The organism is Pseudomonas sp. AK181 (assembly GCF_051122975.1).
Classification (GTDB): Bacteria; Pseudomonadota; Gammaproteobacteria; order Pseudomonadales; family Pseudomonadaceae; genus Aquipseudomonas; species Aquipseudomonas lactis.
In genome coordinates, this window is the sequence record NZ_CP146348.1 from 107,485 (window position 1) to 123,536 (window position 16,052).

At 59.9% G+C, this 16,052-nt stretch carries 11 protein-coding genes; all 11 read right to left on the reverse strand.

The genetic code is table 11. The annotated features are described in order from the left end of the window. Positions 1-16: 16 nt before the first annotated feature. The gene (locus V8689_RS00470; protein WP_034129264.1) at positions 17-325 is read right to left on the reverse strand and encodes a hypothetical protein; all 309 of its coding nucleotides are present in this window, start codon (positions 323-325) and stop codon (positions 17-19) included. Continuing rightward, positions 322-873 carry a hypothetical protein gene (locus V8689_RS00475; RefSeq protein ID WP_034129263.1) on the reverse strand — a complete coding sequence of 184 codons (552 nt, stop codon included), beginning with the start codon at positions 871-873 and terminating at the stop codon, positions 322-324. Before V8689_RS00475 ends, V8689_RS00470 begins: the two co-directional genes overlap by 4 nt. After that, complete coding sequence (locus tag V8689_RS00480; RefSeq protein ID WP_434520673.1) at positions 867-5,243, reverse strand: RHS repeat-associated core domain-containing protein; 4,377 nt, start codon at positions 5,241-5,243, stop codon at positions 867-869. The genes V8689_RS00475 and V8689_RS00480 overlap by 7 nt, the downstream gene beginning before the upstream one ends. A 12-nt stretch (positions 5,244-5,255) precedes the next feature. Further along, entirely contained in the window at positions 5,256-5,690 is a 435-nt protein-coding gene (locus tag V8689_RS00485) for a DcrB-related protein (RefSeq protein WP_056790869.1), read from the reverse strand. Between the two features lie 15 nt (positions 5,691-5,705). Then, positions 5,706-7,649, reverse strand: coding sequence for a type VI secretion system Vgr family protein (locus V8689_RS00490; RefSeq protein WP_056790871.1), 1,944 nt, complete (start codon positions 7,647-7,649; stop codon positions 5,706-5,708). Positions 7,650-7,805: 156 nt separating this feature from the next. Then, positions 7,806-10,466, reverse strand: a complete 2,661-nt coding sequence (tssH, locus tag V8689_RS00495; RefSeq protein ID WP_056790874.1) for a type VI secretion system ATPase TssH — start codon at positions 10,464-10,466, stop codon at positions 7,806-7,808. Then, positions 10,459-11,502: a type VI secretion system baseplate subunit TssG gene (gene tssG, locus V8689_RS00500; protein ID WP_056790876.1), complete on the reverse strand. Its 1,044-nt coding sequence runs from the start codon at positions 11,500-11,502 to the stop codon at positions 10,459-10,461. The genes tssH and tssG overlap by 8 nt, the downstream gene beginning before the upstream one ends. Then, positions 11,466-13,325, reverse strand: a complete 1,860-nt coding sequence (gene tssF / locus V8689_RS00505; protein WP_003195564.1) for a type VI secretion system baseplate subunit TssF — start codon at positions 13,323-13,325, stop codon at positions 11,466-11,468. Before tssF ends, tssG begins: the two co-directional genes overlap by 37 nt. Beyond that, the gene (gene tssE / locus V8689_RS00510; protein WP_003195563.1) at positions 13,322-13,837 is read right to left on the reverse strand and encodes a type VI secretion system baseplate subunit TssE; all 516 of its coding nucleotides are present in this window, start codon (positions 13,835-13,837) and stop codon (positions 13,322-13,324) included. Before tssE ends, tssF begins: the two co-directional genes overlap by 4 nt. Positions 13,838-13,909: 72 nt before the next feature. Then, positions 13,910-14,398, reverse strand: a complete 489-nt coding sequence (locus V8689_RS00515; RefSeq protein WP_003195562.1) for an Hcp family type VI secretion system effector — start codon at positions 14,396-14,398, stop codon at positions 13,910-13,912. A gap of 155 nt (positions 14,399-14,553) precedes the next feature. Beyond that, complete coding sequence (tssC, locus tag V8689_RS00520) at positions 14,554-16,050, reverse strand: type VI secretion system contractile sheath large subunit (protein ID WP_003195559.1); 1,497 nt, start codon at positions 16,048-16,050, stop codon at positions 14,554-14,556. Positions 16,051-16,052 lie beyond the last annotated feature (2 nt).

Consider the following 16,052-nt stretch of genomic DNA (forward strand, 5'->3'; position numbering starts at 1 on the left):
TCAGCCATTTGATCCGTTACCAATCGCCTCGCCACTCATCAGCATACTCTGATGTTGGGTCAAGGCCGACAATTTTTCCTAAGGTATAAATGTGTTCAAATATAGATTCGCGTTCGATAGTTTCTATTTCATTCTCGAAATAATTAATGTTAAGTATGCACTTTTTGAAGTGTTCCAAGATGGTTGATTGATTTGTTTTTTCAGGAAGTTGTTGCAATTCACTGATAAGTGCTTCGAGCAGCCTCGTTATCTTGGCGATAAGTTTTTTTTCACCCTCTAGATTAAGGTGATGCTTTTGAAAGTCCTGTAACTCTTTGTTTTTCATTTGGTTGTACTCAATTTTTTGGCGTGTGGCGCTGAGATGCCTTTGAATAAGAATTCTTTGGATTTGTCCCAATTCACTCCGTTTTCAAAATAGTTTATTAAACGATTTTGTAGCTTTTCTGGATCGCCGATCATGCCTGATAATTCATATTTATAAATGGTGTCGAGGTCGTCGGTTAATGTTAAGTTGCTTTTCAATGTAATTGCATCAAGAGTTTCAAAAGAATCAGTCAGTTCTATAAGATCCGCGCCGTAATTGCCGCCAATAATAGCTCTCAGCATTTTTTTTTCGGGAGGGCGCATGTCTATGCGGACTTTATCCGATGACGGCTCACTTATGGCGAGGCCCTTCAAAGCCTTCGTGGACGCGAAGATAAAAAATAGCGGGTCGACTTTTTGGAGGTTTACACCTGTCCAGGTATCCTGAGTATTTGTCAAGTCGAAAAACTGCAGGTAGTAGTTTTCACGCATCTGGACAAGCGTGTAGAGGTCATCTTTTAGTTTTAAACTTAGAATCTTGCCTTCTTGCCATGTGATCTTCTTCAGCATCTTCCGGGACCTTTGAATTTCTTAGTTGATTTTTGAGGTTTGACGCCTCTATGTTTATCTGCGGCCGCGAGATAAATATCCCGTCTTTTGTTATTCGGGCCGACAGGTCTTTGTTTGTTCGCGACAGGGCCTTCTTTCAATTTGTCTTCATATATTCTTTGTTCCAGGCCCCTTGCAATGTCTTTTCCTTTTTGCCCATCTCCTTTGAATACTGCCTCTGGTGCAACGTCAAAAATTTGCTTATTAGGATAGCGGTAGTCCAACACAGCTTGCGCGGAATGCCCCAACCCAGGCTTGCTGGCGTAACCCACATAAGGTTTACCGTCTTTCACGCCGACGTAAGTGATGTGTGTCGCTTTCGCAGGGTCACCTGCCCATCCCCACGGGTCAATCCAACCAATGGGATTCGGCGCGTACTGGTAAAGATTGAATCCACCCATCAACCCAATCGGATCCGGCGTCGTAAACCTCCCCACATCCGGATCATAAAACCGAAACGTGTTGTAGTGCAGCCCAATCTCCCGATCCAGATACTGCCCCTGGAACCGCAAATTCTGCTCTTCGATAAAGTACGCTTCACGCACTTCTTCGTCTGCATTCCCCCACACCTGATAGCGCGCCTGCCACACCGTTTTCCCATCAGCTTCGGTCAGTTGCTCAGGCAATCCATTCAGGTCGTTGTGGTAGTAGCGCACGCTTTGATGCTCGCCCGTGCCGTCCACGCGAGCCAGCGGTATATAGCCGTCTTCTTCATAGAGATAGAGGCTGGTCTGGCTATGCCGATGCTCCTGCAGCAGGCGCAACCCCTCCCAATCAAAGCGGGTTTCACCCAACGGATAGCCGTTGCTGTCATGTTCGGTTTTAGCGATGCGCCGGCCGAGGGGGTCGTAGGTCATTTTCACGACCGTTTCGCGTCCATCCTTCTGGCTACGGACTTCGATCAGGCGATGCTCTGCGTCGTAGGCAAAAAGCTGTACGCCGCGTAGGGCACTGCGTTTTTCGATCATTCGGCCAAAGCCGTCGTAACGATAGCGTTTGTCCTGATAGGTCAACAGCTTGTTATGCACCACCAGCCCCGCACTGGCTGACGGACCGTCCAGCAGGTTGGCGGCGGCATCATAGGCAAACGTTTCTCGCTGGCCCTGAGCGTTGTCCTGGCTGGCGATAATGCGCCCGGTCGCGTCGTAGTGGAGCAGTTGGCGCTGATCCCGATGGTTATCGCGGTCACGCTCCAGGCGGCCGATCAGGTTATCGGCCGGGTCATAGTCAAAGTGTTTTTGCTGGGCGGCCGGCAGTTGCGTGGGCTGGCCGTTGGAACGGCGTATCCGTGAGCGCAGGCGGCCGCTGCGGTCATATTCGCTGCGCGTGGTGATCTGGCCCTGGGTACGCAGGACTTCACGGTGCAGGCGGTCGCGTTCGAAGTCACAGATGACGCGGCCGTCGAGGTTGATCTGGTGCAGGTGGCCGCTGCCGTAGTACAGGCGGTTGAGCCAACGGCCGTCGGGCAACTGCGTCTGGATCAGGTTGCCGAGCTCATCGTAGTGGTAGTTCAGGCTGCCGGCGGCGCTTTGTTCGATGAGCAGTTGGCCGCGCGCGTCGTAGGCGAAGGCCAGTGCCTGGGTGGTTTCGTCATTGCTGATGAAGGTGACAGCGGTGAGCTGGTCCAACGGGTCATAGGCGTATTCGGTGCGACCATCATCGGTTTGTTTCAACAGCAAGCGACCCACTGCATCGCGTTCGAGTCGATGCACAATTGAAGGCTCAGGTGTCTGCCCCGTGGGCACGTACTCAACGGCGGCTACGTTATCCAGAAGGTCATAGGCATAACGTCGTGCGCTGCCGTCGAGGTCTTGTTGCTCTACCAGACGGTCGCACGGGTCCCAGGTAAAGCGGTAACTCTCACCATTTTCATTGGTCAGGGTTTGGAGGTGTCCGTAGGCGTCGTAGCGGAACTCAATCTGCCGGCCATGGGCATCTATTCGTTGGCGCACTTGCCCGCGGCGTCCGTACTGGTAGCGGGTGGTGTGACCTGCGGCATCGGTATAGCCGATCAACAACCCGCTGGTGTCACGCAGGTACTGCTCGATGCGGCCGTCCGGCATTTCGCTCTGTAGCAACCGGCCTTGGCTGTCGTGTTGATAGCGCTGGCGCTCACCCAAAGCGTCGATGACTACCTGCAAATGACCCTGGCGGTCGTACTCGAAGGCTGTGGGGTACCCCGAACAGTCGATATGCTGGATTAACTGTCCGGTTTCATTCCAGCGCAGGGTTTTGCTTTTGCCCGTGGCATCGATGATCTCCACCACCTGTCCAAACGTATCGTAGCGATACCGTGTGACATGCCCCAACGGGTCGATTTCACTGACGCAATTGCCTCGCTGGTCGTACTGATATTGCCACGCGTGGCCTGCGGCATCGGTCTCCACCAGCGGCAGCGACCAATGCTCCAGCCACAACGTCGATTCGATACGCCCCACCGGATCCTGGGTGCTGCACAGGTTGCCGGACTCGTCGTAGCCGAACTGCCATTTGCCGCCTTGTGGGTCGGTGGCGCTAAGCAGCTGACGCTCGTCATTCCATTCAAACTGCCAGGTTTTTCCCAGGTTGTCGGTGTACTCGGTTATCTGGTACTGCGGGTTCCAGCGGCGTGTGCTGACCCGTTGCAAGCCATCAGTAATGCGCGTCACGCCACCCGGCAAGTCATAGTCGAACCGGTACTCGTCACCTTCATCGGTCCAGTGCCGCACCACGCGCCATTCGCTGCCGTCCACACAGTCCCATTGGTAGTAACAACCCAGCCCGGTGGGCAACTGATGCTCGACCATGCGCTGGCCGCTGTCGTAGGTGAAGCGGCGTTGCACATTTGCGTCGGGATCGCGAACTTCGGCCAGGTCGCCGCGAGCATCGTAGCCGTAACTGACAAGGGTTTCTTGGCTGTGATCGGGGTATAGCCGTTTGACTTGCTCCACTCGCGCAGGCCATTGCTGGCTGTAAAAAAATTCGACACGCACATGGTCGAACGTATCTCGTAAGTGGCTCAGCCGACCCTGAATGTCATAGTCAAGGAAGATTCGGTTGTCGTTGCGATCCCCCAATTGGCTAAGGCGCAGGTGTGAGGCGTTGCCTGGCGTTGGTTCGAATAGCCGATAGAGCCCGTCAACGCTTTCAATCAGTAGTTGGCCATTGGTGTTGCGCCGTACGCTCAAGCCTTCTCCTGCGCTGAATACGGCACCGCCCAGCGGGATCACGCCCATGTCGATCTGTCGCGCTTGCTCATCGGTATAGACCAGCCGTTCCCCACCTTCGGGGTGTACGCCGATCTCGACGCAGACCTCGTAGATCACGCTCCAGCTGGCACCGAACAGACCGTCGCGACGCTCGTCCCGGCTGCTGTAGTAGCGCTGCCACTCGATAGGGAGCAGGCCGGGCAGGGCGAAGTCCAGATCGTCTTCCCCATCAAGAATTTTCGCGCCCGTGGAACTGTGTACCGGGTTAGGCGAGCCTGCTACCGCGGACGTAATGGCATTGGTCACTTGGCTGGTGCCCCACGACACCAGTCCACCAACGACCATGCACGGCAGCTTGCTGAAAAACTTGGAGCCACCACCGCGCAGCATCAACAGCGCGGTCACCGCCAGCCCGACACCGGGTGTCTTGCCGCTGCGGATCTCGCGTACCACCACTGGGCTGCCGCCAATACGCACGTTGCTGGAGATCATCCCCGACTCGACAATCGATGCGTCGCAGGTACTTCGGTCACCGCTACGGGCGGCCGGCTGACCATTAATCGTGACCTTGCTGGAGCCTTCGGCAATAAACTGCGGTGGCATGGGTGGATGCTTGGTGCAGATCACAATATCCAGCGGTTTGGGGACTGCGCCTGGAGCAGGAACTGCCACTGTGGGTCGCCACATCTGCGAGAAGAAACCCTTGGCCATGTCAAGGTAGCTGGCTTCTTCGGGACTACCACCTTCGGCGGGCTGCGAACTGACCGGGCCGATTGCGCCTGCGGCGCGTGCAGAGGGAATGCCGTTGGTAAAGGTGTTGTGGGAGCCGGTGGCGATTGTTGCCATCACCACCGGCGGGAATAACGCATTGCCTATCCAGTCACAAACTTTTGTCAGTCCCTTGTCTGCCCCCGTCTTGCTCATGCCGATGCCGACGATGATGCCCACCACGGCACCCAGTACAAAGCAGCCTAGGCCGCCGGTTACGACCGTAATACCGGTGGCGGCCACAATCGCAGCCGTGGCGACGGCCGTAATAGCGATGTTGGCCGCAATTTCCAGCACGCCGCCCAGGATGTCGGCCATCGCCGAGGTGTGCAGCAGGCCGTCGCCGAGACGTGCCGCCCAGAGAGCGTCAGACATGGATTAGAGACTTCAAGGTGTGGGATTGAGCTGCAAGGTGCTTTTGATGGTTGCCCAATGGGCGCTTTCAGCATCGCCCAGGGGTTGGGCTTTGACATAACTCAGGGCAAGCATCTGCCGAGTGCCGGGTATCACAAGCGCCAACTGGTATTGATGGATACGCTCGATGCCCTTGCTGAACTGGTTATGCACTTCGATGGCGTCTATATCCTGCGCCGCGCCTACACGAAGAGCCTTGGCCGGTTGGTAGCGCAAGTCCTGTACCTGTTTTTCCAGCTTGCCCAGTTGCTCTTCGAAGTTGCTTTGCAGCGTCTCGCCATCTCCCAGCAGGCTGCGGCTGACGATCAACGAGGTACCCAGCGCGGCGAACTTCAGGATATTGATGGAAGCATCCTGAACCTCATCGCTGGGCAGGGTGAATTCAAATTCATTGAGTCGATAGGTCATTGAAACGGAATCTCGTTATTGGCCGGAAGACGGCTTGGGAAACATGGCGTTGACGGCGGCGTCAATGTCGCCCTTGACCCCTTGGCCCATGGGTGTGGTGCCGCCTTTGCCGCCAATATTCAAATGCAGATTGCCTCCGGTGTTGATCTCGGAGCTGCCTTCGGAATACACATTGATCTGAACACCGGTGAGATTGATCTGCCCGCTGGCATTGAGCTCCAGCACGCTTTTGCCACAGACCAGGCGCAGGTTTTCGCCCACTTCAATCAGGTAACTTTTACTGATGGCGTCTGTCTTGCTGAACCCCACCATGAGCATGTCGTCGTGCTTGACTGCGCGTACCCGGTCGTTACCGACGGTCACGACTTCGTCATGCCCGATGCTTTTATTGCGGTCATGCCCCACCGAATGGCTCTCATCCACTTCCACCACGATGTCCTGGTTACGCTCGGCATGGATATACAACTGCTCCAACCCCTTCTTGTCTTCCATGCGGATTTCATTGAAGTTGGCCGGCGAGCCGCCTTTGCTGGAGCGGCTTTTCATGCCGCTCTGGGTGGCGTTCTCTGGCAAATCGTAGGGCACGGTCTGCTCAGCGTTGTAGACGCGACCGGTGATGATCGGCCGGTCGGGGTCGCCTTCGAGGAAGCTGACGATCACCTCTTGGCCGATGCGTGGAATCTGCATCGAACCCCAGTTTTTGCCGGCCCAGGATTGCGACACACGAATCCAGCACGAGCTGTTCTCGTTGGATTGGTCGTGGCGGTCCCAGTAGAAGTGCACCTTCACGCGGCCGTACTGGTCGGTCCAGATTTCCTCGCCCTTGGGGCCCACCACCAGCGCGGTTTGCGGGCCTTTGACGATGGGGCGGTGGGTGTTGGCCAGCGGGCGGAAACTTTGTTGGGCGTCGATGCAGGTCAGGCTGCTTTCGAACTGCGCCGAGCCTGAACCGCCACCGCTTTCCAGGCTTTCCTGCACGATGAAGTAGCGGCAACCGACGATCAGGTATTCGCGGTTCTGGTCCTGGCGGCTGAAACCGGTAAGGCTGAACAGATGGCCCGAGCCCAGGCCGCGCGCGTTGCCGCTGAACTCGATCTGTTCATGCAGGGTTTGCAGGGCTTCGATGCGGGTGCGCGCATAGTGTTCGCCGTCGGCGCTTTGCACGTAGGTGCCGGGGTAGTCGTACAGCGGATAGTCGCCGGCAGCGTGCGGGCGCGGCATGGCCGAGCGCACATCGATGCTCGCGCTGGGGCGCTGGAAGTCGTAGTCGTTAAGCTCCAGCGAGCCCGGCTGCACCTCCTGCGCCAGGTGCCAGTTGTGCATATGGTCGCGTTCGCGCTGTTGCTCGTCCTTGGGGTAGTAAGGGATCGACGCATAGCCAGGCACGCTGGTGTGAGCGCCATAGGCGTCGGCCAGCACCAGCACATGGCGGTCCTGTTCATGGCGGAAGAAGTAGTAGATGCCTTCCTGCTCCATCAGCCGGCTGACGAAATCGAAGCTGGTCTCGCGGTACTGCACGCAGTACTCCCACTCGCGATATGGCCGGCTGAGGGCGTCTTCGAAGTCGGAAAAACCCAGGTCACGGAACACCTGCTTGATGATCTGCGGGATGCTCAGGTTCTGGAAAATCCGGCAATCGGAGGTACGGCTGAGCAACCACAGCCAAGGGCGCAGGGTGGCCTGATAACTGGCGAACTGGCCCTGGTCGATGTTCTGGCTGCAACGCGCGACGATGCCATGAAAGTACCGCTCGCCACCGTCGGCCAGTTGCAGGCCTACGCTCATTGGTTTGCCCAGCAACTGGTTGAGGTCGATGTTGGCGTCCAGGGACGTCAGTTGCAGCTCATAGTTGAACAGCCGGCCCAGCTCTTCACCGCCGCCCATTTCATTGAGCAGCAGCACATCCGGCCCGAGGGGGCTGGTGATCTTGGCCAGGCGTGAGGCTTGGTTGAATAGCATCGGTAGTCCCGTAAATACCGTCATCACTGACGGAACCGGATCAACTGTGGGAGCTGGCTTGCCTGCGATAGGGGTGGATCAGTCAACATCAATGCTGAATGTCAGACCGCTATCGCAGGCAAGCCAGCTCCCACACTGACCGTATTCCAACAATAGTTATTCGGTGTCGCTGAAGTCGTAGTGCAATTCTTTATCCCGACTGCTGATCCGCACTCCCGCCAACGCCTTGCCTTCCAACATGCGCGTGAGGAACTCGCGGCTCATGTCCGGCAGCAGGCTGTTGGTGAGGATGGTGTCGATCATGCGCCCGCCGCTTTCAGTCTCGGTGCAGCGCGAGACGATCAGGTCGACCACTGCGTCGTCATACTCGAACGCGACTTTATGGGTGTTCTCCACACGCTTCTTGATGCGGTTCAGTTGCAGGCGGGTGATCGCCTTGAGCATCTCATCGCTGAGCGGGTAGTACGGGATGGTCACCAGGCGGCCGAGCAACGCCGGTGGGAAAATCTCCAGCAGCGGCTGGCGCAGGGCCTTGGCGATTTCCTCCGGTTCAGGGATGTTCGCCGGGTCTTTGCAGACGTGGGAGATCAGCTCGGTACCGGCATTGGTGGTCAGCAGGATCAGGGTGTTCTTGAAGTCGATCACCCGGCCTTCGCCGTCTTCCATCACGCCCTTGTCGAACACCTGGAAGAAAATCTCATGCACGTCCGGGTGGGCTTTCTCCACCTCATCGAGCAGCACCACGCTGTAGGGTTTGCGCCGTACCGCTTCGGTCAGCACGCCGCCTTCGCCGTAGCCGATATAGCCCGGAGGTGCGCCCTTGAGCGTGGACACGGTGTGGGCTTCCTGGAACTCGCTCATGTTGATGGTGATCACGTTCTGCTCGCCGCCGTACATGGCTTCGGCCAGGGCCAGGGCGGTTTCGGTCTTGCCCACACCCGAGGTGCCGGCCAGCATGAATACGCCAATCGGCTTGCTCGGGTTATCGAGGCCGGCGCGGGAGGTCTGGATGCGCTTGGCGATCATCTGCAGGGCATGGTCCTGGCCGATGATGCGTTTCTTCAGGTGCTGGTCGAGATTGAGCACAGTCTCCAGCTCATTGCGCGCCATGCGGCCCACCGGGATGCCGGTCCAGTCGGCGACCACCGAGGCCACGGCCTGGTAATCCACGGTCGGCAGGATCAACGGGGTTTCGCCTTGCAGGGTGGTGAGGCGTTGCTGCAGATCGACCAGCTGCGCACGCAACGCATCGTTGCCGCTGTCCACCACGCCGGCTTTTTCGCGCAAGGTGGCACGGGTGGCGAGCAGTTCATCCACCAAGGCTTTCTCTTCAGCCCAACGGCTTTCCAGGGTCGCCAGGCGCTCGCGCTCGGCGCTCAACAAGGCTTCGCTGTTGCTCTGGCGCGTACCCGTGGCGATGCCGATCGCATGCTCACGGGCGATGATTTGCAGCTCGGTTTCCAGGGCCTCGATACGCCGACGGCTGTCGTCTACTTCTGCGGGTACCGCGTGCAGGCTGATGGCGACGCGGGCGCAGGCGGTGTCCAGCAGGCTCACGGACTTGTCCGGCAACTGGCGCGCCGGAATGTAGCGATGGGAGAGCTTCACCGAGGCTTCCAGGGCTTCGTCGAGGATCTGCACCTGGTGGTGTTTTTCCATGGTGGAAGCCACGCCGCGCATCATCAGCAGGGCCTTGTCTTCCGACGGTTCGGCAACCTGTACCACCTGGAAGCGGCGGGTCAGGGCCGGGTCTTTCTCGATGTGCTTTTTGTACTCAGCCCAAGTGGTGGCAGCCACGGTACGCAAGGTGCCACGGGCCAGGGCAGGCTTGAGCAGGTTGGCCGCGTCACCGGTGCCGGCAGCGCCACCGGCACCCACCAGCGTGTGGGCTTCGTCGATAAACAGGATGATCGGCTTGGGCGAAGCCTGCACGTCTTCGATGACCTGGCGCAGGCGCTGTTCGAACTCGCCTTTCATGCTGGCGCCGGCTTGCAACAGGCCCACGTCGAGGCTGCGCAGCTCCACGTCCTTGAGCGCAGGCGGCACGTCACCGGCGACGATGCGCAGGGCGAAACCTTCGACCACGGCGGTCTTGCCCACCCCGGCCTCACCAGTGAGGATCGGGTTGTTCTGGCGCCGACGCATGAGGATATCCACCAGTTGGCGAATCTCCTCGTCACGGCCCACGATGGGGTCGAGCTTGCCGCTGCGGGCCTGTTCGGTCAGGTCCACAGTGAAACGCTTGAGCGCTTCCTGCTTGCCCATTGCACTGGGCGCCATGGCCCCGCTGGCCTCGCCAGGGACGCCGGCATTGAAGCCGTCGCTGGCGCTCAAGGCGTTTTCCGGCGAGTCACCGACGTATTCATCAAAACGTTCGCTCAAGGCCTCGGCCTTGATCTTGTCGAACTCGGCGGACAAACCCAGCAGCGCATGGCGCAGGCTCGGCGTCTTCAAGATGCCCAGCACCAGATAACCGGTGCGCACCTGGCTTTCGCCGAACATCAGGCTGCCATACACCCAGCCGCGCTCTACGGCCTCTTCCACATGGGAGGACAGGTCGGTGATCGACGTGGAGCCGCGCGGCAGGCGGTCCAGGGCTTCGGTGAGGTCGCGAGCCAGGCGCGCCGGTTCCACGTTGAACTGGCGGATGATGCGGTGCAGGTCCGAGTCCTGCAGTTGTAGCAACTGGTGAAACCAGTGGGCCAGTTCCACATACGGATTGCCCCGCAACTTGCAGAACACGGTGGCGGCTTCGATGGCCTTGTAGGCCACGCTGTTGAGTTTGCCGAACAGTGCGGCGCGACTGATTTCACCCATGCTCTGGATTCCTTGAGGTGGTGGCGTGGTCGGCGTAATGCCGGGCCAGGATTAGGTCGTTGGCGTCATGCGCAGGTTGGCCGAGCCAGGTGTTGAAGCCCAGGCGGAACTGGCCGTTGAGTTGCAGCGCCGGTACTTCGGGTTGTTGCAAAACCAGGTTCAAGTCCCAGTCCAGTTCATGGCCCAGGTACTCGGCCACCCACGCCACCAGCTCGTTGAACGGCTGTTGGCCGGGCAGCATGCCCATGTAGTCATCCAGCGTGAGCGGGCCCAGGCGGATGCGGAATTTATGCTGGCGGTCCCACACGTGGCTGCCCAGGCAGAAGTCCACGCCCAACTGGTTGGCGCTGACCCCCACGCGGCTGCGTTCGGGCAGTTCCAGCCATTGGCCCACGTATTCCTCGATCTCTACCGGCAGGCCGAAGTACTCGCCGAGGATCGCTTTCAAGCCATCCGGGTAGCGGGTTTGCGCCGACAGATGGCCGCTGTAATGCAGCTTTGCAGTATCGGGGATCAGCCCTTGATTGAGCAGGCTCGGCATCCCGCGGCCACTCAGGGCGGCGAGGCGAGCGGACCAGTAGTCATCGTCCGGGCGGTCATGGCTGACCGTGGGCCGCGCCTCGGCCCAGGCCCGATAGAACAGGGTCAGCAGGCGATGGTGAAACACATCCAGGAACTGCTTGCTGGTGCTGTCGGCGTTGTTGCGTTGGCGCTCGCGTACGTACTCGGTGATGTGCAGCGGCAGCGGGCCATTGGGGCCGCCGAGGCCGAAGAAGAACTGCTCCAACCGCGCCGGCTTGCCGTCGCCTCCCGGCTCGACCGAGGCAAGGGTGGCGGGTGCGAAGGTGCAATCGGCCTGCTGCCCCAGGCGCAGCGGATCATCGGCCAGGCGCAGGGAATGGCCCAGGCGTGGCAGCTCGGGCGTTTCGCACTCGATGCGCCGCAATGCCTGGAAGAAGTCATATTCCCAGGGCTCCTGGTGCATCGCGTCCAGGGTTCTCACAGGGTCGGACGCCGTCCGGGCTTGGCTTTCCATCGCATGATCTCGCCGCGTTCGGTGGTACGGATCACCGTCTCGGTAAAACTGTTGATCGACACGTAGCGTGCCAGGAAGCGCTCCAGCACTGCACCGAGCAGGAACACGCCGGTGCCGCGAAACGCGTTTTCATCGAACTCCAAGGTGATTTCCAGGCCGCGGCCAAACACAATCGGGCCGGGCATCGGCAGGCGTCGGGTCACCGCCTTGCTGCTGACTTCGCGCAGGCCTTCGATCTGCAATTGCAGGGCGGCGTCATTGCTGTCGCCGTACAGGCGCAGCAGTTCACGCAAGGCGCCGGCGCCCTGGCCCTGTTCGCTCAAGGACAGGTAGTTGAGCGACAACTGGCTGATCAGGCGCCAGGCCTTGGCGTCATGTGCGTGGCTGGCACGCGGGCGGCTTGGCCCGGCGACGCACCGCACGGCCAGTACCGGCGCGCTGTCGGCCAGGGTGAAGTCGGTCTTGCCGTTGCCCACGCTCATGAACAGCGGCAGATCGCGGTTGGTGCACAGCGCCGTCACGCCCAACTGGCGCAGGTCATGGCGATACGGCGCCTGGCGGCTGTCCACCAGGCTGACGAAGGTTTCACTGCCCACATAAGTGGAGCGCGGGCCATTGCGGCGCTGATCGCTGGACAGCACCCGCGGCTCGCGGCGCACGCTGTAATACGCCTGGTCGCGGCCATAGCGCGACGGATCGCGCACCGCGTAGAACGGCAAAAACGGCTGCTCCGGCCCGGTGCCATGGCCGGTGATGCCGCTCAAGGAGTGAATCTCGAAATCCATCGGCCGCGTACGGTCGGCGATCACGTGGTGTTCATTGACCCGGTCGGACAAGTGGATACGGTCCACGCGCTTGGGGAACAGGTTGATGGCGGGTGTGCAGAACGGTAAGAACTGCGCCGCGCCGACGCTGCCTTCCAGGCTCGGTTCGTGGCGGTCGAACAGCACGATCAGTTCCAGCTCCTGGCCGTCACACCGTTTGACCGCACGGCTCAGTTCGGCGAATTCAACGAACAGGAATCGATGGGGCAGGGCGAAGTACTCCTGCAACAGGCGATAGCCCTGGAATGCCCGCGCCACCACCGGCATGGCCGCATCGGCATCGTCGAACCCCCGCGAGCGCAACGCGCCCTGGGGCAGGCGCTCGACCCAATCGCCACCGGGCTGGCGCGCAAACACCGCACAGGCGTTGCCCAGCAGTTGTTCGTAGAGGCGAAACGGTTGTTCATCAGCGCCGCTCAGGTACAGCGGCAAGGTGTCCAGGTCGAGACTGTTGAACGGCAGCTCGGCACCGGTGCGCAAGGTCAGGCGCAGACCGGCCTTGGCTTTCGGCTCGCTGGCGGCCAGGCGCCCGAGCACGGCGGCGGGGTTGCCGAAATATTCGGCGTTGCTGACCTGCAACGGCCACAGCGTCACCGGGTGCGCGGTGCGGTACTCGCAGCAGGTCTGGGTTTCACGGCCCAGGGCGGCACGCAGTACCGTGTCACGGGGCAGCGGGAAACCGCCGGCCAGGGAGCCTTCATCGGGGTCGGTCTGCAATTGCACCACGGTCATCGACGGCGTCGGCGCCAGGTAGTGCGGGTAGGCGATTTCCAGCAAGTTGTGGGTGAAGGTCGGGTACTCGGCGTCGAGCTTGAGCTGCACGCGGGCGGTGAGATAGGCGAAGCCTTCAAGCAAACGTTCGACGTACGGGTCGGCGCAGTCCATACCGGACAGGGTCAGCCGACTGGCGATCTTCGGGTATTCCTTGGCGAACTCGGCGGCGCTTTCGCGCACGTGGTGCAGTTCCTGGTTATACAGCTCCAGCAGGCGCGGGTTCATGGGCGTCTCCGCTGGTCGGCATTGAGCACGCGCACATGGCCGGACTCCAAGTCCACGTCGGTCTGCAACAGCAAACGCAACGGCACCGGCTGTGCCCACAGGTCGCCTTCAATCTCGAAACTCAGGGCGTTGTGGTTCATCTCGCCATGGCCCATGCGCGCCTTGACCCGCAATGTGTGGCGCAAAATACGCGGCTCGAAAGTGGCGATGGCCTGGTAAATCAAGGCTTCCAGGGCTTTGATATCGACGCTCGACGCGCTGTTGCCCGCCAGAGCCGGCAGGCCGTAATTGACCACCGACGTGCCGGCCGGGGTGTGCAGCGTGGCATCGGTATCGAGTAACGAGGTGGTGTTAAGCAACCACGCCAGGTCACGGAGCACCGAGGCCTTTAATTGGGTCAGGGACAGCACGCGTTTGTCGGCGCTTTCCTTGGGGTTGGTCGGGTCGTCGTCGGTCAACCGGTCCAGCAGGGACGGTTGCAGACGGTCGCGGGAAGCGATTTCAGTTACCACCAAAGCAGCTCCACGGACGGGTTGCGAGAGGGACACAATGGCCGTGGCACCGGGCCACGGCCACAAGGGCTATCAGCGTTTGGTGTTGGAACGGATGTTCCAGCCAAACTTGATCGCGCCGCCGTCTTTGGTGCCGTCGGCTTTCTGCGGCTGGTAGTCGACCATCACTTGGGCAAAGTTCAGGGTGACGTTTTCGGTCAGGCGATCATCGCTGCCCGAACCGCCGGTGCTCAAGGAGGTGACCAGCACTTCTTCCAGGTTGATCACCATGTACTCGACCTGGCTCTCGCCACCGGCCTTGCGCACGGTCAGCTTGACCTTGTCGATGTGCTTGCCGCTGGCGCAGTGCATCATCAGGTTGGGCGAAGCCTTGTCGACGTATTTGGTCAGCGACAGGTCCTGGATATTCACCTTGCCCGCGCCACCGCCACCGCCGACGTGCATGTTGCCGGACTGGGACATGCCCCAGCTCCAGTTCAACACATCGATTTCGTCCTTGTGGGCCTTGTCCATGGACTCGCCCTTGATGTCGCCGATCTTGATGAAAATATCAACAGCCATGTTTTCTCCCTGTGTGGCCCATGCCACTTGATTGGGTGATCGTTCCCACGCTCTGCGTGGTAACGCATCCTGTGACGCTACGCGTCACCGGGACGCAGAGCGTCCCGGGCGGCATTCCCACGCGGAGCGTGGGAACGAGCTAGCTCAATCGTTACTTATGCGCTTTTTGCCGAAGGCAGTTTCGATACCAGGCGCAACGACACCGTCAGCCCTTCAAGCTGATAGTGCGGGCGCAGGTAGAACTTGGAGTTGTAATACCCCGGGTTGCCTTCGACTTCTTCCACGATCACTTCGGCGGCTGCCAACGGGTGCTGGGCCTTGGTGGTTTCGGTGGAGTGTGCCGGGTCGCCGTCGACGTAGTTGAGGATCCAGTCCTGCAACCAGCGCTGCATTTCGTCCTTCTCTTTGAAGGAGCCGACCTTGTCGCGCACGATGCACTTCAAGTAGTGAGCGAAACGGCAGGTGGCGAACAGGTACGGCAGGCGCGCGGCCAGGTTGGCGTTGGCGGTGGCGTCCGGGTCGTCGTATTCGGCAGGTTTCTGCAGCGACTGGGCGCCAATGAACGCGGCGAAGTCGGTGTTTTTCTTGTGCAGCAGCGGCATGAAACCGTTCTTCGCCAGTTCCGCTTCACGGCGGTCGCTGATGGCGATTTCGGTCGGGCACTTCATGTCCACACCACCGTCATCGGTAGGGAACGTGTGGGCCGGCAGGTTTTCCACTTCACCGCCAGACTCGATGCCGCGGATGCGCGAGCACCAACCGTAGTGCTTGAACGAACGGTTGATGTTCACCGCCATGGCGTAGGCGGCGTTGGCCCAGGTGTACTTGGAGCTGTCGGCGCCGTCGGTGTTTTCTTCGAACGCGAAGGCTTCCACCGGGTCGGTCTTGGCGCCGTACGGCAGGCGTGCCAGGAAGCGCGGCATGGTCAGGCCGATGTAGCGTGAGTCTTCCGATTCACGCAGCGAGCGCCAGCCGGCATACTCCGGGGTGGTGAAGATCTTGGTCAGGTCGCGTGGGTTCGACAGTTCCTGCCACGAGCCCATGCCCATCACGGTCGGCGAGGCTGCAGCGATGAACGGCGAGTGCATGGCGGCGCAGACTTTCGACAGCTCGCCCAGCAGTTCCACGTCGGGCGGCGACTGGTCGAAGTAGTAGTCACCCACCAGGCAGCCGTAAGGTTCGCCACCGAACTGGCCGTATTCTTCTTCGTACATCTTCTTGAAGATCGGGCTCTGGTCCCACGCGGTGCCCTTGAACTTCTTCAGGGTCTTGTGCAGGTCTGGCTTGGAGATGTTGAGCACGCGAATCTTCAGTTGCTCATCGCTCTCGGTGTTATTGACCAGGTAGTGCAGGCCACGCCAGGCGCTTTCCAGTTGTTGGAAATCCTGGTGGTGGATGATCTGGTTGACCTGGGCGGTGAGCTTGGCGTCGATGGCGGCGATGATCGATTCGATCGACTTGATCGCGTCGTTGGACACCAGGTCGGTTTGCGCCAGGGCCTGTTCAGCCAAGGTGCGCACCGCAGTTTCAACGGCTTCGCGGGCACGCTCGGTCTTGGGTTTGAATTCTTGCAGCAGCAGGTTCGCGAACTCGCTGGCTTCTTCGGTGGTACCCAGGATCTGGCTGCCTTCGCGGGCGGTATTGTCCGTCATGA

What these genes read in the sequence shown, in the direction of transcription:
- tssH (WP_056790874.1), bottom strand. Translation starts at nt 10,466, where the DNA reads ATGGGTGAAATCAGTCGCGCCGCACTGTTCGGCAAACTCAACAGCGTG.
- tssG (WP_056790876.1), bottom strand. Translation starts at nt 11,502, where the DNA reads ATGGAAAGCCAAGCCCGGACGGCGTCCGACCCTGTGAGAACCCTGGAC.
- V8689_RS00490 (WP_056790871.1), bottom strand. Translation starts at nt 7,649, where the DNA reads ATGCTATTCAACCAAGCCTCACGCCTGGCCAAGATCACCAGCCCCCTC.
- V8689_RS00470 (WP_034129264.1), bottom strand. Translation starts at nt 325, where the DNA reads ATGAAAAACAAAGAGTTACAGGACTTTCAAAAGCATCACCTTAATCTA.
- V8689_RS00485 (WP_056790869.1), bottom strand. Translation starts at nt 5,690, where the DNA reads ATGACCTATCGACTCAATGAATTTGAATTCACCCTGCCCAGCGATGAG.
- V8689_RS00475 (WP_034129263.1), bottom strand. Translation starts at nt 873, where the DNA reads ATGCTGAAGAAGATCACATGGCAAGAAGGCAAGATTCTAAGTTTAAAA.
- tssC (WP_003195559.1), bottom strand. Translation starts at nt 16,050, where the DNA reads ATGACGGACAATACCGCCCGCGAAGGCAGCCAGATCCTGGGTACCACC.
- V8689_RS00515 (WP_003195562.1), bottom strand. Translation starts at nt 14,398, where the DNA reads ATGGCTGTTGATATTTTCATCAAGATCGGCGACATCAAGGGCGAGTCC.
- V8689_RS00480 (WP_434520673.1), bottom strand. Translation starts at nt 5,243, where the DNA reads ATGTCTGACGCTCTCTGGGCGGCACGTCTCGGCGACGGCCTGCTGCAC.
- tssF (WP_003195564.1), bottom strand. Translation starts at nt 13,325, where the DNA reads ATGAACCCGCGCCTGCTGGAGCTGTATAACCAGGAACTGCACCACGTG.